This is a genomic window from Campylobacter sp. 110, assembly GCF_002383965.1.
Taxonomy (GTDB): domain Bacteria; phylum Campylobacterota; class Campylobacteria; order Campylobacterales; family Campylobacteraceae; genus Campylobacter_D; species Campylobacter_D coli.
In genome coordinates this window covers 38783-51980 of sequence record NZ_NXBD01000052.1, presented here as the reverse complement: position 1 = coordinate 51980, position 13198 = coordinate 38783, and the positions used below count along the sequence as shown (strand labels likewise).

The 13198-nt window shown below is 30.8% G+C and carries 18 protein-coding genes; 13 read left to right on the top strand and 5 right to left on the bottom strand.

The features are described from left to right. Positions 1–17: 17 nt before the first annotated feature. The 3 genes from BGS43_RS08485 to BGS43_RS08475 are packed head-to-tail and all read right to left on the bottom strand — an operon-like array spanning position 18 to position 2153. Entirely contained in the window at positions 18–1076 is a 1059-nt protein-coding gene (locus BGS43_RS08485; RefSeq protein WP_002824701.1) for an LptF/LptG family permease, read from the bottom strand. Between the two features lies 1 nt (position 1077). Beyond that, positions 1078–1620 (bottom strand): aminoacyl-tRNA hydrolase, encoded by a 543-nt coding sequence (pth, locus tag BGS43_RS08480; RefSeq protein ID WP_025398698.1) that lies wholly within the window; start codon positions 1618–1620, stop codon positions 1078–1080. After that, positions 1617–2153, bottom strand: a complete 537-nt coding sequence (locus BGS43_RS08475) for a 50S ribosomal protein L25/general stress protein Ctc (RefSeq protein ID WP_002824697.1) — start codon at positions 2151–2153, stop codon at positions 1617–1619. Before BGS43_RS08475 ends, pth begins: the two co-directional genes overlap by 4 nt. Positions 2154–2286: 133 nt before the next feature. Between BGS43_RS08475 and BGS43_RS08470 the strand changes: the two genes are divergently transcribed. From BGS43_RS08470 to bioD, 3 genes are read left to right on the top strand one after another with little or no spacing between them, the layout of a single operon-like run. Beyond that, positions 2287–2616 (top strand): DMT family transporter, encoded by a 330-nt coding sequence (locus BGS43_RS08470; RefSeq protein ID WP_002824695.1) that lies wholly within the window; start codon positions 2287–2289, stop codon positions 2614–2616. After that, entirely contained in the window at positions 2616–2930 is a 315-nt protein-coding gene (locus BGS43_RS08465) for a DMT family transporter (RefSeq protein WP_044600955.1), read from the top strand. Before BGS43_RS08470 ends, BGS43_RS08465 begins: the two co-directional genes overlap by 1 nt. Before the next feature lie 8 nt (positions 2931–2938). Continuing rightward, positions 2939–3511 carry a dethiobiotin synthase gene (gene bioD, locus BGS43_RS08460; RefSeq protein WP_002824691.1) on the top strand — a complete coding sequence of 191 codons (573 nt, stop codon included), beginning with the start codon at positions 2939–2941 and terminating at the stop codon, positions 3509–3511. On the opposite strand, the gene BGS43_RS08455 is transcribed toward bioD, so the two are convergent. Beyond that, entirely contained in the window at positions 3485–4768 is a 1284-nt protein-coding gene (locus tag BGS43_RS08455) for an adenosylmethionine--8-amino-7-oxononanoate transaminase (protein WP_096569486.1), read from the bottom strand. The genes bioD and BGS43_RS08455 overlap by 27 nt on opposite strands. 66 nt (positions 4769–4834) lie before the next feature. Here BGS43_RS08455 and BGS43_RS08450 point away from each other — a divergent pair, with 66 nt between their 5' ends. Genes BGS43_RS08450 through BGS43_RS08420 form a run of 7 tightly spaced genes read left to right on the top strand, consistent with a single transcriptional unit; the run spans position 4835 to position 10024 of the window. Then, positions 4835–5977, top strand: coding sequence for an aminotransferase class I/II-fold pyridoxal phosphate-dependent enzyme (locus tag BGS43_RS08450; RefSeq protein ID WP_096569428.1), 1143 nt, complete (start codon positions 4835–4837; stop codon positions 5975–5977). Further along, positions 5974–6585, top strand: a complete 612-nt coding sequence (locus tag BGS43_RS08445) for a pimeloyl-ACP methyl esterase BioG family protein (RefSeq protein ID WP_096569424.1) — start codon at positions 5974–5976, stop codon at positions 6583–6585. The genes BGS43_RS08450 and BGS43_RS08445 overlap by 4 nt, the downstream gene beginning before the upstream one ends. After that, the gene (gene bioC / locus BGS43_RS08440; RefSeq protein ID WP_002926968.1) at positions 6582–7268 is read left to right on the top strand and encodes a malonyl-ACP O-methyltransferase BioC; all 687 of its coding nucleotides are present in this window, start codon (positions 6582–6584) and stop codon (positions 7266–7268) included. Before BGS43_RS08445 ends, bioC begins: the two co-directional genes overlap by 4 nt. 53 nt (positions 7269–7321) lie before the next feature. Next, positions 7322–8071, top strand: coding sequence for a molybdate ABC transporter substrate-binding protein (modA, locus tag BGS43_RS08435; protein WP_032586584.1), 750 nt, complete (start codon positions 7322–7324; stop codon positions 8069–8071). Then, entirely contained in the window at positions 8068–8469 is a 402-nt protein-coding gene (locus tag BGS43_RS08430; protein WP_002824685.1) for a TOBE domain-containing protein, read from the top strand. The genes modA and BGS43_RS08430 overlap by 4 nt, the downstream gene beginning before the upstream one ends. After that, the gene (gene modB, locus BGS43_RS08425) at positions 8462–9130 is read left to right on the top strand and encodes a molybdate ABC transporter permease subunit (RefSeq protein ID WP_025398691.1); all 669 of its coding nucleotides are present in this window, start codon (positions 8462–8464) and stop codon (positions 9128–9130) included. The genes BGS43_RS08430 and modB overlap by 8 nt, the downstream gene beginning before the upstream one ends. 9 nt (positions 9131–9139) lie before the next feature. Continuing rightward, positions 9140–10024, top strand: a complete 885-nt coding sequence (locus BGS43_RS08420; protein WP_096569420.1) for a sulfate/molybdate ABC transporter ATP-binding protein — start codon at positions 9140–9142, stop codon at positions 10022–10024. A 68-nt stretch (positions 10025–10092) separates the two neighbouring features. On the opposite strand, the gene blaOXA is transcribed toward BGS43_RS08420, so the two are convergent. Further along, complete coding sequence (blaOXA, locus tag BGS43_RS08415) at positions 10093–10866, bottom strand: OXA-61 family class D beta-lactamase (protein ID WP_052790051.1); 774 nt, start codon at positions 10864–10866, stop codon at positions 10093–10095. Positions 10867–11085: 219 nt separating this feature from the next. On the opposite strand from blaOXA, the gene panB reads away from it, so the two are divergent. From panB to panD, 3 genes are read left to right on the top strand one after another with little or no spacing between them, the layout of a single operon-like run. After that, entirely contained in the window at positions 11086–11910 is an 825-nt protein-coding gene (panB, locus tag BGS43_RS08410; protein WP_072229927.1) for a 3-methyl-2-oxobutanoate hydroxymethyltransferase, read from the top strand. Positions 11911–11920: 10 nt separating this feature from the next. Continuing rightward, positions 11921–12769: a pantoate--beta-alanine ligase gene (gene panC / locus BGS43_RS08405; protein WP_057044534.1), complete on the top strand. Its 849-nt coding sequence runs from the start codon at positions 11921–11923 to the stop codon at positions 12767–12769. Continuing rightward, positions 12766–13146: an aspartate 1-decarboxylase gene (panD, locus tag BGS43_RS08400; RefSeq protein WP_020973829.1), complete on the top strand. Its 381-nt coding sequence runs from the start codon at positions 12766–12768 to the stop codon at positions 13144–13146. The genes panC and panD overlap by 4 nt, the downstream gene beginning before the upstream one ends. The last annotated feature ends 52 nt before the right edge of the window (positions 13147–13198 follow it).

Below are 13198 nucleotides of genomic sequence, written 5' to 3'. Positions count from 1 at the left end.
CTATATTAAAGCTTAATTTATCGGTGCTTGTAAAACATAAAACCACCTAAAAAAATTAACAAAATAATAGGCATAACAATACCTAATTCGCTTAAAATCACACCATTTTCACTTAATCTTGATAACAAAAATAACATACCCCAAGTAAGCAAAGTAGCTACAAAAGCTACAAAAGCTACAAAAGCTAAATTAAAAAATCTTGCAATAACTGGGAAAAAATAATACATAATAAGCATTAAAAAGGGTGCAAAAAACGGCATAAATACAAGCTTATAAAGACTAATTTTAAGCGATTCTATGCTGATATTTTGTGTTTTAAAAAGCTCTAAGCTCTCCAGTATATCTAAGATAGAATAATCACTATCACTAGCTACCCCTTCGATGATCTTAGGCTTAAAACCTTCAAGAGTATTAAGCTCTTTAAATTCGCTGATATTTAACCCCTTATTGCCAAGCTCATATTCTTTAGGAAGTAGGGTTAAATTTCCTTCTTTTAAAATCCAATTTTTCTTTTCAAAAATACCGCTCTTAGCTTCGATCAAAGAACTTAAATTTAAATCCTTAATATTAAAAATCTTAATATTTTGTGCGGTACTTTGTCCATTATTAACCTTAGAAATATAAATAAATTCGTTATTAAATTTTAAAAAAACTTCACCGCTTTGTTTTAGCATGGTGCCATTTTTTAGAATATTTCTTTTATAATCATTTGCATAAGCAAAAGGAGTAAAATTTAACCCCACATACACAAAACAAAAAAATAAAGCCCACAAAAAAGGAAATATTATGACCAAATTTTTACTCAGCCCTAAAGCATAAAGGCTTACAAATTCATTAGCCCTTATCATAGAAACCAAAGAAAGCACCAAAGCAAAGATCAAAGAAACGGGCAAGACATAAGTAACAGCAGAAAAAGCCAAAAAAATCACATAAAGCAAGCTAAGATTTGCTGCATCGGGTAAATCATTGAAATTTAAAAGCAAATCAATACCACAATAAAAACCCAGTAAAGACAGAAAGATAATAAAAAAATTCTTAAGATAAATTCCTGAAATAAAACGAAAAAATATCCACATCTTAAGCCTTTAAGCTATACTTTGAAGATATGGCTGATAAATCATCATTGCGGATAAGCTCAAGTAAAGCTTTTTTAGAATGCTCTAAAACCTTACTTAAAATTAACTCTTCTTCGGCCCTAAATTTACCTAAAACATGAGAAATAACATTCTCACCCTTACCCACTCCTATGCGCACTCTTTCATAATCACTTCCGCATAGATTATCTATGCTTTTAAGTCCATTATGTCCTCCGCTAGAACCGCCTCTTTTAAAACGCAAAGCGCCTAAATTGATATCGATATCATCATGAATAACTATGATTCTTTCACATTTATAAAAATCATTTACTGCTTTTACACTTAATCCAGAATTATTCATATAAGTATGAGGTTTAAGAAGTAAAGAAGAGCCCATTTTGAAAAGCTCTCCTTTGAATTTTGAGTTTGTGAGATTTGTGAAATTGCCTTCTTTTAAAAGCAAGTCAATAAGCATAAAGCCGACATTATGGCGAGTATCTTCATACTCTTTGCCTATATTGCCAAGCCCTACGACTAAGATCATCTAGCTTTTTCTACGCCCACTACCGCTACTCTATCAGCATCTATCATAGTTACACCTTCAGGCACTACAACATCACGAACAAGTAAAGCATCACCCACATCAAGCTTACTTACATCAAGCTCGAAGAAATTAGGTAAATTTTCTGCTGCGCATTTTACTTTCAATCTTCTTTTTGATTGGATTAAAACACCTTTATTTTTAAGTCCGATAGCTGTTCCTGTAATTTTAACTGGAACCATATATTTAGAAATAACGCCTTTTTGTGCAACTTTCAAATCCACATGTTTAAGTTCTGCAGTCACAGGATCTTTTTGATAATCCACTACAACAACATTTAAAGTTTGTGAACCTACTTTTACATCAAAAGCTAAAGTTGTTTTTTTGCGAACTTCTTTGATAAAATCATTTACTTTGAAAGCAGCATTGATGTTTTCTAATCCTTTTCCATAGATGTTTGCGATTAGATAACCATCTCTTTTTAAAGCTTTAGCCGCTTTTCTACCGATACTCTCTCTAACGATACCTTCTAACATCTTTTTCCTTTCTTAAAAAATAAGCTTATAATTGTATCTAATCTTGGCTTAGTTAAAAGTAAATTTATGGTAGTTTTTTTATTTACTTTGTTTTGGTTATAATTGCCGCGCAAAAAATATTAAGGAGCGCATAATGAATACCAATATCGCGTGGTTTATGGTTATTTTTGGTGGGCTTATAGAATGTTTTTGGGTAGGCGGACTTAAGTATTCTACAGAGCTTTGGCAATACATACTTACTATCATTGGGGTTTGTATCTCTTTTACTCTATTTTTAAAAGCATGTGAAAAGCTTGAAGTAAGTATTGCTTATAGTGTTTTTGTAGGTATTGGGACTGTCGGAGTGGTTTTAAATGAAATATTTCTTTTTGATATCGAAGTTTCGGTGGCTAAAATTGTTTTAATTGCTATTTTACTTTTAAGCATTATAGGACTTAAATTAATCAGCAAGGAGGCTAAATAATGGAATGGATCTTTTTATTTTTAGCTACTATTTTTGAAATTATAGGCGTGATAGTAATGAAACAACTTGTCATTACTAAAAATAAATTTTATCTTTTAGCCTTAGCTGCTTGTTTTACTTTATCATTTAGCTTTTTAAGCCTTGGTATGCAAAATATCGCTATGAGCGTAGCTTATTCTATATGGACAGGGGCTGGCACTGCAGGTGGAGTTATAGTAGGTGTGCTTTTTTACAAAGAAAGCAAAAGCTTTTTAAAACTTTTTTTAATAGCACTTATCATCGCCTGTACAGTGGGCTTAAAAATTCTTTCATAGGATTAAAAATGAAAATATATATTAGCGGCATAGATACAGATGTTGGCAAGACTTATTTGAGTGCTAGAATTTGTAAGGAATTGGGTTTTGATTATTTTAAACTCATTCAAGCAGGGGTGCCAAAAGATAGTGATGAAGTGGCTAATTTCAGCCCTAAAACTAAGATTTTTAAAGAGGGTGTGTGTTTACAAACTCCTGCTTCACCACATAAAGCAAGAATTTTAGAAAAACTAAACTACAAAGCCTTTGATATACAAATTCCACAAAGCAATAAGCTCATCATAGAGCTTGCAGGTGGGCTTTTTTCGCCTATTGATGATGAAAAAACCATGATTGATTATATGAGCGAATTTAAACACCCCACCCTTTTAGTAGCAAAAGACTATCTAGGAAGTATCAATCATACGCTTTTAAGCATAGAAGCTTTAAAACAAAGAGGTATTGAAATCCTTGCTTTGATTTTAAAGAGTGAAGATCATTTTAGCAAGGATTTTATCAGCAAATACACACAAATTCCTATCGTAGAATTTGACGATAGGGTTTGCAAAAATCTCTCAAAAATCCTGAAAAATTTGCTCTAAAGTATCCACCACAAAAGAAATTTGTTCCTTGGTGATGATGTAAGGGGGCATAAAATAAATCGTATTTGCCAAAGGTCTTAAAAGCAAACCTTTTTCTAAGGCCTTCCTAAATACAAAAAGTCCTACGCGTTTATACTTGGTGCTTAAAATATCAAAAGCACTGATCATCCCGCAAGTTCTAAAATTACCCAAAAAGTCAAATTTTTCAAGTCTTGAAAATTCTTTTTTGATAAACTCGCTTAAAATTTGATTTTTTTCTAAAATATTTTCATCCTCAAAGATATCTAAAACCGCATTTGCTGCCGCACAAGCTAAGGTATTTCCCGTATAGCTATGAGAATGTAAAAAAGCCTTTTGGCTTTCATAAGTATCATAAAAAGCATTATAAATTTCATCTCTTGTAAGCACTACAGAAAGTGGCATAAATCCACCCGTTATCCCTTTTGAAAGGCAGATAAAATCGGGGCTTTCTTTACACTGATGCAAAGCAAATAAACTCCCTGTGCGCCCAAAACCCACAGCAATTTCATCAAAAATCACTTGCACTCCAAATTGATGGCAAAGCTTTATAGCCTCATCAATAAATCCTGCTTCATACATATGCATATTTCCCGCACATTGCACCAAGGGTTCAAGTATAAAAGCACAAATTTCACTTGCATTCTTTTCTAAAATATCTTTTAGAATTTCAAGCTCTTTGGTACAATCTTTACTTTGTGGCACAGGCGTGCTTAAACACTCTAAAAGTAAAGGCTTATAAGTATCTTTATAAAGTGCTACATCTCCTACACTTAAGGCTCCTAAGGTTTCACCATGATAAGAATTGCTTAAAGATAAAAATTTACTTTTTTTCACTCCCTTATTTAAATGATAATGAAAACTCATCTTAAGCGCAACTTCAATAGCGCTTGAGCCATTATCTGCATAAAAACATTTATTAAAATTCCTGCCTACTTTTTCACAAAGCCTTGCAGAAAGCTTAATGATGGGCTCATGCGTAAAACCTGCTAAGATCACATGTTCTAGCTCATCAACTTGTTTTTTAATGGCATTTGCAATTTTTTCATTACAATGCCCAAAAAGATTTACCCACCACGAGCTCACACAGTCCATATAAGCCTTATCATCAAAATCATAAAGCCACACTCCTTTAGCTCTTTTTATAGGAATGAGTGGCAAATTTTCATGATCTTTCATTTGCGTACAAGGGTGCCAAATATGCTCTAAATCGAGCTTTTTTAAAATTTCGTTTTGCATTATAACTTCTTTTTTAAATATATTTTGGCAAAATAATACTTTAAATTTCTGAATTTTAGGAAAAAAATGAAGCTTGAAAAAATTTTGCAAGATCTAGAGCAAAATCACAATCTAAGAACTCTAACGCCTTTAAAACATGAAAATAAATTTGTTTATAAACAAGATCAAAAACTTTTAAATTTAGCAGGAAATGATTATCTTTATTTGGCGTCTTCTAAAGAGTTAAAAGCTGAGTTTTTAAACACCCTAAAAGAACAAGATTTGTTTTTTTCAGGCTCAAGTTCAAGAAGTTTGAGTGGAAATTTTACAATTTATGAAGAATTAGAAAGCTTTTTAAAATCCAAATTTAAAGAAAAAGAAATCTTACATTTTAACAGCGGTTATCATCTTAATATCTCTTGCATAGCTGCACTTGCAAGCATTCCAAATACACTTTTTTTAGCAGATAAATTCATCCATGCAAGTATGATTGATGGACTAAAACTTGGCGGAGCAAAATTTTTTCGCTTTCATCATAACGATATGAATCATTTAGAAAATTTAATTCAAAAACATTATGATCATTATGAAAACATCATCATTTTAAGCGAAGCATTATTTAGTATGGATGGTGATTTTTCTGATTTTAATACACTCATCGCCCTTAAAGAAAAATACCCCAAAATCAAACTTTATATCGATGAAGCGCACAGCGTGGGTTGCTTTGATGAAGAGGGCTTGGGACTTGTTAAAGCTTTAAATTTGCAAGAAAAGGTTGATTTTATAGTTTTTACCTTTGGCAAGGCTCTTGCTTCTATGGGTGCTTGTATGATTTGTAATAATCTTTACAAAAGCTTTTTTATCAACAAGGCTAGAGCTTTTATTTATTCTACAGCATTGCCTCCTATCAATATAGCTTGGACAAAATTTATTTTTGAAAAAATGAGCGAACTAAAAGAAAAAAGAGAAAAACTACAAATCATAGGCAATTTTTTTAAAAATCAACTCATAGAAAAAAGTCATCAAATTTTAGGCGATGCTTACATCATCTCCTTGATTTTAGGAGAAAATCAAAAGGCTATAGAATTAGCAAAAAAACTTGAAATAAATGGCATTTTTGCACCCGCTATAAAAGAACCTACGGTGCCTAAAAATACAGCTAGAATTCGTTTTTCTTTACATGCAGGACTTAGTAAAGAAGATTTAAAGAAAGTGGTAGAACTTTTATGAAAATAAGCAATTTAATTCAAAATGAAAACTCACAAGAACTTATCTTAGTATTTGGCGGTTTTGCTTCACATCCTAGCCATTTTGCACATTTAAAAAGCGATAAAAATGTAGTTTTGGTTTATGATTATGAAAATTTAGACTTTAAATTTGATTTAAAGTCTTTTTCTAAAATCACTCTCATAGCTTTTTCTATGGGAGTTTGCGTGGCAAGTAGAGTTTTAAAAAATATAGAGTTTTCGCAAAAAATAGCTATCAATGGTACTCCTTTTGGTATAGATAAATTAAAAGGAATTCATCCTGCAATTTTTGCTAAGCAAATTAAAAAATTTGATCTTACAGCTTTTAAAAAATCTTTATTTAAAGAGCGCGAAAATGAAGCAAAAGATTTTATCTTTAAAGATGAAAAAGATTTAAAAACCGAGCTTGAAAAACTTTTCGAATTTGCCTTAAAAGAGCGTAATGAAAGCTTTATTTGGGATAAAATTTACTCAAGCAATCATGATGAAATTTTTCCTCAAAATGCTTTAAAAAATACTTTTTCAAAGCTTATTTTTTTAGATGAGCCGCATTTTGCTTTTTTTCATTTTAAAACTTGGGATGAAATTTGAATTTTTTAAAAGCAAAAGATTATCAAAAACACGCAAAAGTGCAAGATTTAATGGGTTTAAAACTTTGTGAAATTTTAAAAAATTTAGAAATTTCGCATTTTAAAAAAGTGTTTGAATTTGGTTGTGGCAGGGGCGAATTTAGCGACAAACTTTCAAAAATTATCACTTTTGATGAGTATCTAAAAAATGATATTTTGGATTATCCTGATAATCTTAATGTAGAAATTTTTGATATGAATACCCTAGCTACACAGAATTTAAGCAAGCAAAAATTTGATCTTATCACTTCTAATGCAAGTTTGCAATGGCTTGATTTAAAGCAGGTTTTGCCCACGCTAGCAAATATGCTAAATAAAAAAGGAATTTTACTTCTTTCTACTTTTGGAGAAATGAATTTAAAAGAGATCAAACAAAGCACAAGCTTGGGTTTAAAATATTTTAGCACAAAAGAACTTGAACAAATTTTCAAACCCTATTTTTCCGATATTAAAATCACAGAAGAAATTGTAAATTTGGAATTTCAAAACGCTTTAGAAGTTTTTAAGCATTTGAAATTAAGCGGAGTAAATTCTTTGGGATTTTATCGCTTAAACAAGCAATTCTTAAAAGAATTTGAAGAAAAATTTCAAAATAAACTCACTTATCATCCTATTTTTATTTTATGCAAAAAAGATACAAAATAAAATTTCTTATGTTATAATACAAAAAATCAAGATTATCCACAAAGGAAAGTGCAATGAAAAAGCTTGTTTTATTTTTTATAGTGTTGTTTTTATCTTTAAATTTAAATGCACAAAATTTAAGTGTTTTCGTAGCTTCTTCGGCTTCAAAAGCTATGGAAGAAGTCAAAAATGAATTTTTAAAATCACACCCTAATGATAATATAGATCTTGTTTTTGGTGCTTCAGGAAAGTATTATCAACTTTTGAAACAAGGGAGGGAATTTGATCTATTTTTTTCAGCCGATACAAAATACGCGCAAGCAATTTATGAGGATCAAAACGCTTTAGATAAACCAAAAGTTTATGTTTTAGGTATCTTAGCCCTATATAGCTTAGATGAAAGCTTACTTGAAGGTGGGATAGAAAAGCTAAAAGATAAAGCAAATAAAATTCATCACCTAAGCCTTGCAAATCCAAAAGTTGCTCCTTATGGAGTAGCTGCTAAAGAAGTGCTTGAAAATTTAAATTTAGACAAACTCTTTGAAGATAAAATTGTTTTAGGTGAAAATATCTCCGTGCCTGTTTTACATGTCGATAGCAATAATGCGGATTTGGGTATTGTGGCTTATTCTCTAGTATCTTCTATCAATCATCCTAAAGGCAAAGCTATTTTAATCGATCAAAAATACTTCACCCCTTTAAAACAAAGTTATGTCATCACAAAATATGCTAAGGATAAAAAATTAGCCTTTGAATTTAGCGAATTTATCAGCTCACAAAAAGCAAAAGAAATCTTTAAAAAATACGGATTTGACACACCTTGAATATCTTAAATGGTAAGATTATAGAGCTTTTAAATGAAGGTGAGATTGTCATCGTTAAGATCAGTATTAAAGAGCAAATTTTTAAAGTTTTAATGCTTGATCTTCATTCCTTGCAAGATCTTAAAATAGGTACAAAAATTCAAGTACTTTTCAAAGAACACGAACTTGGCTTGGCCTTGCCTCATTCTATTTTAAGTGTGGAAAATTCATTTCTAGCAAGGATTAAAAGTATCAAAAAAGGCAAAATTCTATATCATATCTTTTTTGATTTTGAGGGTGATGAAATTTCTAGCATTATCACCAAAGAAAAAGCCTTGGAACTCAAACTCGAAGAAGGACAAGAATGGCTTTGCTTTGTCAAGGAAAATGATATCATTTTAAAGGCTGTTTATGGATAATGATTTTTTACAAACCCTTTATCTTACCTTTAAACTTGCATTTATCACCACCTTTATACTCTTTTTCATCGGAGTATTTTTAGCCTATCTTTTAAGCTTTGTGAAATTTCCTTTTAAAAGTTTGGTACAAACCTTTGTGGCCTTGCCTTTGGTTTTACCTCCAAGTGTTTTGGGCTTTTATCTACTCATAAGCTTTTCACAAAACAGCTTTTTAGGACAATTTTTAAAAGAATATTTTAATCTTTCTTTGGTTTTTAGCTTTGAAGGTTTGGTTTTTGCTTCTTTGATTTTTTCCCTGCCCTTTATGGTAAATCCTTTACAAAGTGCTTTTTCATCGATCAATCAAAACCTACTTGATGCTTCTTATACTCTAGGAAAGGGTAAAATTTACACACTTTTTAGAGTGATTTTACCCAATTCTAAAGTAGGAATTTTTAGTGCTTGTGCGATGAGTTTTGCACACACCATCGGTGAATTTGGAGTGGTGATGATGATAGGTGGACATAAAAAAGGTGAAACTTTAGTCGCAAGTATTGCTATTTATGATGAGCTTGAAGTTTTAAACTATACTTTAGCACATCAATACGCTTTTACTTTATTTGCGATTTCTTTTACCATACTCTTAAGTCTTTATTTTGTAAATAAAAAAATCGCTTTATAGGCCACTTTTATGATAAAAATCGATATAAAACTTCCCATCAACACAGCAAAAGGCAAGAAGCAACTAGAATTAAACACTTATTTAAAAGCAAATGAAATCACTGCTATTTTTGGGGAAAGCGGTGCGGGAAAAACAACTCTACTTAAAATCATTGCAGGAATTATAAAACCTGAATTTGGACGCATAGAAGTAGAAGATGAACTCTGGCTTGATACCCAAAAAAATATCAATTTATCTATACAAAAAAGAAAAATCGGCTTTGTTTTTCAAGATTACGCTCTTTTTCCAAATATGAGCGTAAAAGAAAACATTTCTTATGCTGCGACTTCAAAACAAAAAGCAGAAGAGCTTTTAAGCTTAATGAATTTAGAAAATTTAGCCAAAATTTATCCCAAAAATTTAAGTGGTGGACAAGCACAAAGAGTGGCTTTAGCAAGAGCTTTGGCAAGAGAGCCACAAATTTTACTTTTAGATGAACCTTTGAGTGCATTGGACTTTAAAATGCGATCTTTTTTACAAGATGAACTTGTGAAAATTTTACAACATTTTAAAATCACGACTTTATTAGTTAGTCATGATTTGGCTGAAATTTACAAATTAAGCCATAGAATTTTAGAGCTTAGTGATGGAAAAATCATCAAAGATGCGAGAACAAATGAATTTTTTACCTCATCAAATTTAAGTGCGAAATTGCGCTTGAGCGCGACTTTACTTGAGATGAAAAAAAGTGATATTTTAGTTATTTTTACTTTGCTTTTAAATCAAGATATCGTTAAAATCACACTTAGCGAAGAGGAATTTTTAAAATCTTATCAAGATGTAAAAATCGGCGATACGCTTTTGCTATCCATAAAAGCCTTTAACCCTATCATCGTAGGAAAACTTGATAAATAAGAGCAAAAATTTAATTTTTTAATGAGTACTTTAAGTGTACGCAAATCATACATTTTACGAAATACTCACTAGCCATCATTTTTAACTTTTTTTACAAGTTCATCTAAATATTTTTCTAAAATTTTTTCTCTTTTATATAAATCTTCAAATTTATCAATATTTAAATTTAGCGCGAAAGCCTTATATTTATTTTCATCTTTTAAATACACAAAACCTACAATCCAAGCAATTTTTTGCTCATCATTAAAACCTGTTTTTCCAAAAAGCTCTAAATTTTCCATATTTTTTAAATAAATCATTTCCTTAACACTATTCATTGCTTCTTGAGAAAAAGGTAAGCTATTTTGTGAAAGTCTAAAAAGCAAAATTGCTTGTTCTTTAGCGCTTATTTTTAGTGAGTTGTCAAGCCAAAAAGTATCGATCTTGGAAATTTTAGCATTACCATAATGAAGCTTGTTTAAATATTCTTGCATAGTTTTGATACCAATTCTTCTTGCCACTTCTTTAAAAGCAAGAACATTAGAATATTTTATAGCTGAACTTAAATTCATATCTTGCGCCCAAGAAGATAAAAATACTTTTTCACCTCTATAGTGATAAAAAATTTCTTTTTTAGTTTTTATCACACCACTATCAAGTGCAATTAGAGCATTAAAAATTTTAAAAGTGGAAGCGGGAGAGAAAGTCTCCATAGCCCTTGAAAAGTCGTTACTCGCCCAAGTTTTTCCATCATAAAAAACAAAAGTGCCGCTTATATTATACTCTTTAAACCAATTATTTAATATCTTATCTTGCCCAAACACTAAATTTAAGAAAAGTAAAAATAAAGTTATTTTTTTCATAAAATATCTTTCTATTTAAATAATTTTAAACAAAATACTTTTTAAAGCTTTATTTTATTTAAATATCCTTTAACATGAACTGAAATTTTCTAAAATTGTAACCATTAAAGCAATCCATCGATTAAATATAACTTACTTTATCATTCATTTACTATTTATGAAAAATTATATGCTAGTTTTTTGCTTATTATTTTATAGCTAAAAATTGAGGTATGCAAAATGAGAAAAAGTATGATTAGTTTTTTGGAAAAAAAGGCCAAAAATGAAAAAATAACCATGGTAAGTGCGTATGATTATCATAGTGCAAGAATTTTAGACAATAGCGATATAGATATTATATTGGTTGGAGATTCATTAGCCATGACGGTACTTGGTATGCAAGATACTTTAAGTGTTACTATGGATGAAATGTTGATTTTTACCAAAGCTGTTTCTCGCGGAGCTAAAAAGTCTTTCGTACTTGCTGATATGCCTTTTATGTCTTATCAAAGTTCAGATCGTGACGCTATCTTAAATGCCTCAAGATTTATCAAAGAAAGCCACGCAAATGGGGTAAAAGTGGAAGGGGGTATAGAAATCGCAAGTAAGATTAAATTGATTTCCCAATCAGGAATACCCGTCGTTGCTCACCTAGGACTAACCCCACAAGCTGTAAATATGCTAGGTGGCTATAGGGTTCAAGGTAAAGATTTACAATCGGCCCAAAAAATCATAGATGATGCAAAAGCTGTGCAAGATTCGGGTGCTTGTATGTTGGTTTTAGAATGTGTGCCTGTAAAATTAGCACAAAAAATAAGCTCTATTTTAGAAATTCCAACAATCGGCATAGGTTCAGGTAAATACTGCGATGGACAAGTTTTAGTTTATCACGATCTTTTGGGTTTAAATAAAGATTTTAAAGCAAAATTTGTAAAGCATTTTGATAAAATTGACCCTCAAGTAGGAGTTGAAAAATATAGAGATGAAGTTAAAAGCGGTATTTTTCCTTCTCAAGAGCACAGCTTTGATTATTTAGATGATGAATTATTAGATAAATTATACTAAGGATACAAATATGCAAGTCATTACTTCTGTCAAAGAAGCAAAACAAATTGTAAAAGATTGGAAATCACATCAACTTAGCATAGGCTATGTTCCAACCATGGGTTTTTTACACGATGGGCATTTAAGTTTAGTCAAACATGCCAAAACACAAGATAAGGTTATAGTAAGTATCTTTGTAAATCCTATGCAATTTGGGCCTAATGAAGATTTTTCTAGTTATCCAAGAGATTTAGAACGCGACATTAAAATGTGTCAAGATAATGGCGTTGATATGGTTTTTATCCCCGATGCAACTCAAATGTATCTTAAGAATTTTAGCACCTATGTAGATATGAATACGATCACTGATAAACTTTGTGGGGCTAAAAGACCGGGGCATTTTAGAGGCGTTTGCACGGTTTTAACTAAATTTTTTAATATCCTAAACCCTGATATAGTCTATATGGGGCAAAAAGACGCGCAGCAATGCGTAGTCGTTAGGCATATGGTTGATGATTTAAATTTTGATTTAAAAATTCAAATTTGTCCTATCATTAGAGAAGAAGATGGCTTAGCTAAAAGCTCTAGAAATGTATATCTTAGCGAAAAAGAAAGAAAAGCATCACTAGCTATATCTCAAAGCATTTTTTTAGCTGAAAAATTAGTCCAAGAAGGAGAAAAAGATAGTTCTAAAATTATCCAAGCTATGAAAGATATTTTAGAAAAAGAAAAACTAATCAAAATCGATTATATAGAATTAGTCGATTTTAACACCATGGAAAATATCGAAAATATCACTGATAATGTTTTAGGAGCGGTGGCTGCTTTTGTTGGAAAAACAAGACTCATTGATAATTTTTTAGTACAAGGATTAAAATGAATATCACTTTACTCAAATCAAAAATACATCGCGCAAGCGTAACAGAAGCTAGGCTTGATTATGTAGGAAGTATAAGTATAGATGAAAAATTATTGCAAGCGAGTGGAATTTTAGAATATGAAAAAGTCCAAGTAGTCAATGTCAATAATGGCGCTAGATTTGAAACCTATACCATAGCCACGCAAGAAGAAGGGGTTGTATGCCTAAATGGCGCTGCGGCTCGTCTTGCTGAAGTAGGAGATAAAATTATCATCATGTCTTATGCTGATTTTAATGAAGAAGAAGCAAAAACATTTAAACCAAAAGTTGTCTTTGTAGATGAAAATAACACTGCTACAAAAATAACAAATTATGAAAAACACGGAGCTATTTTCTAATATCTAACTATTTTTGTAATTTTTTCTATCTTAGATAAATAAAAAATGATTT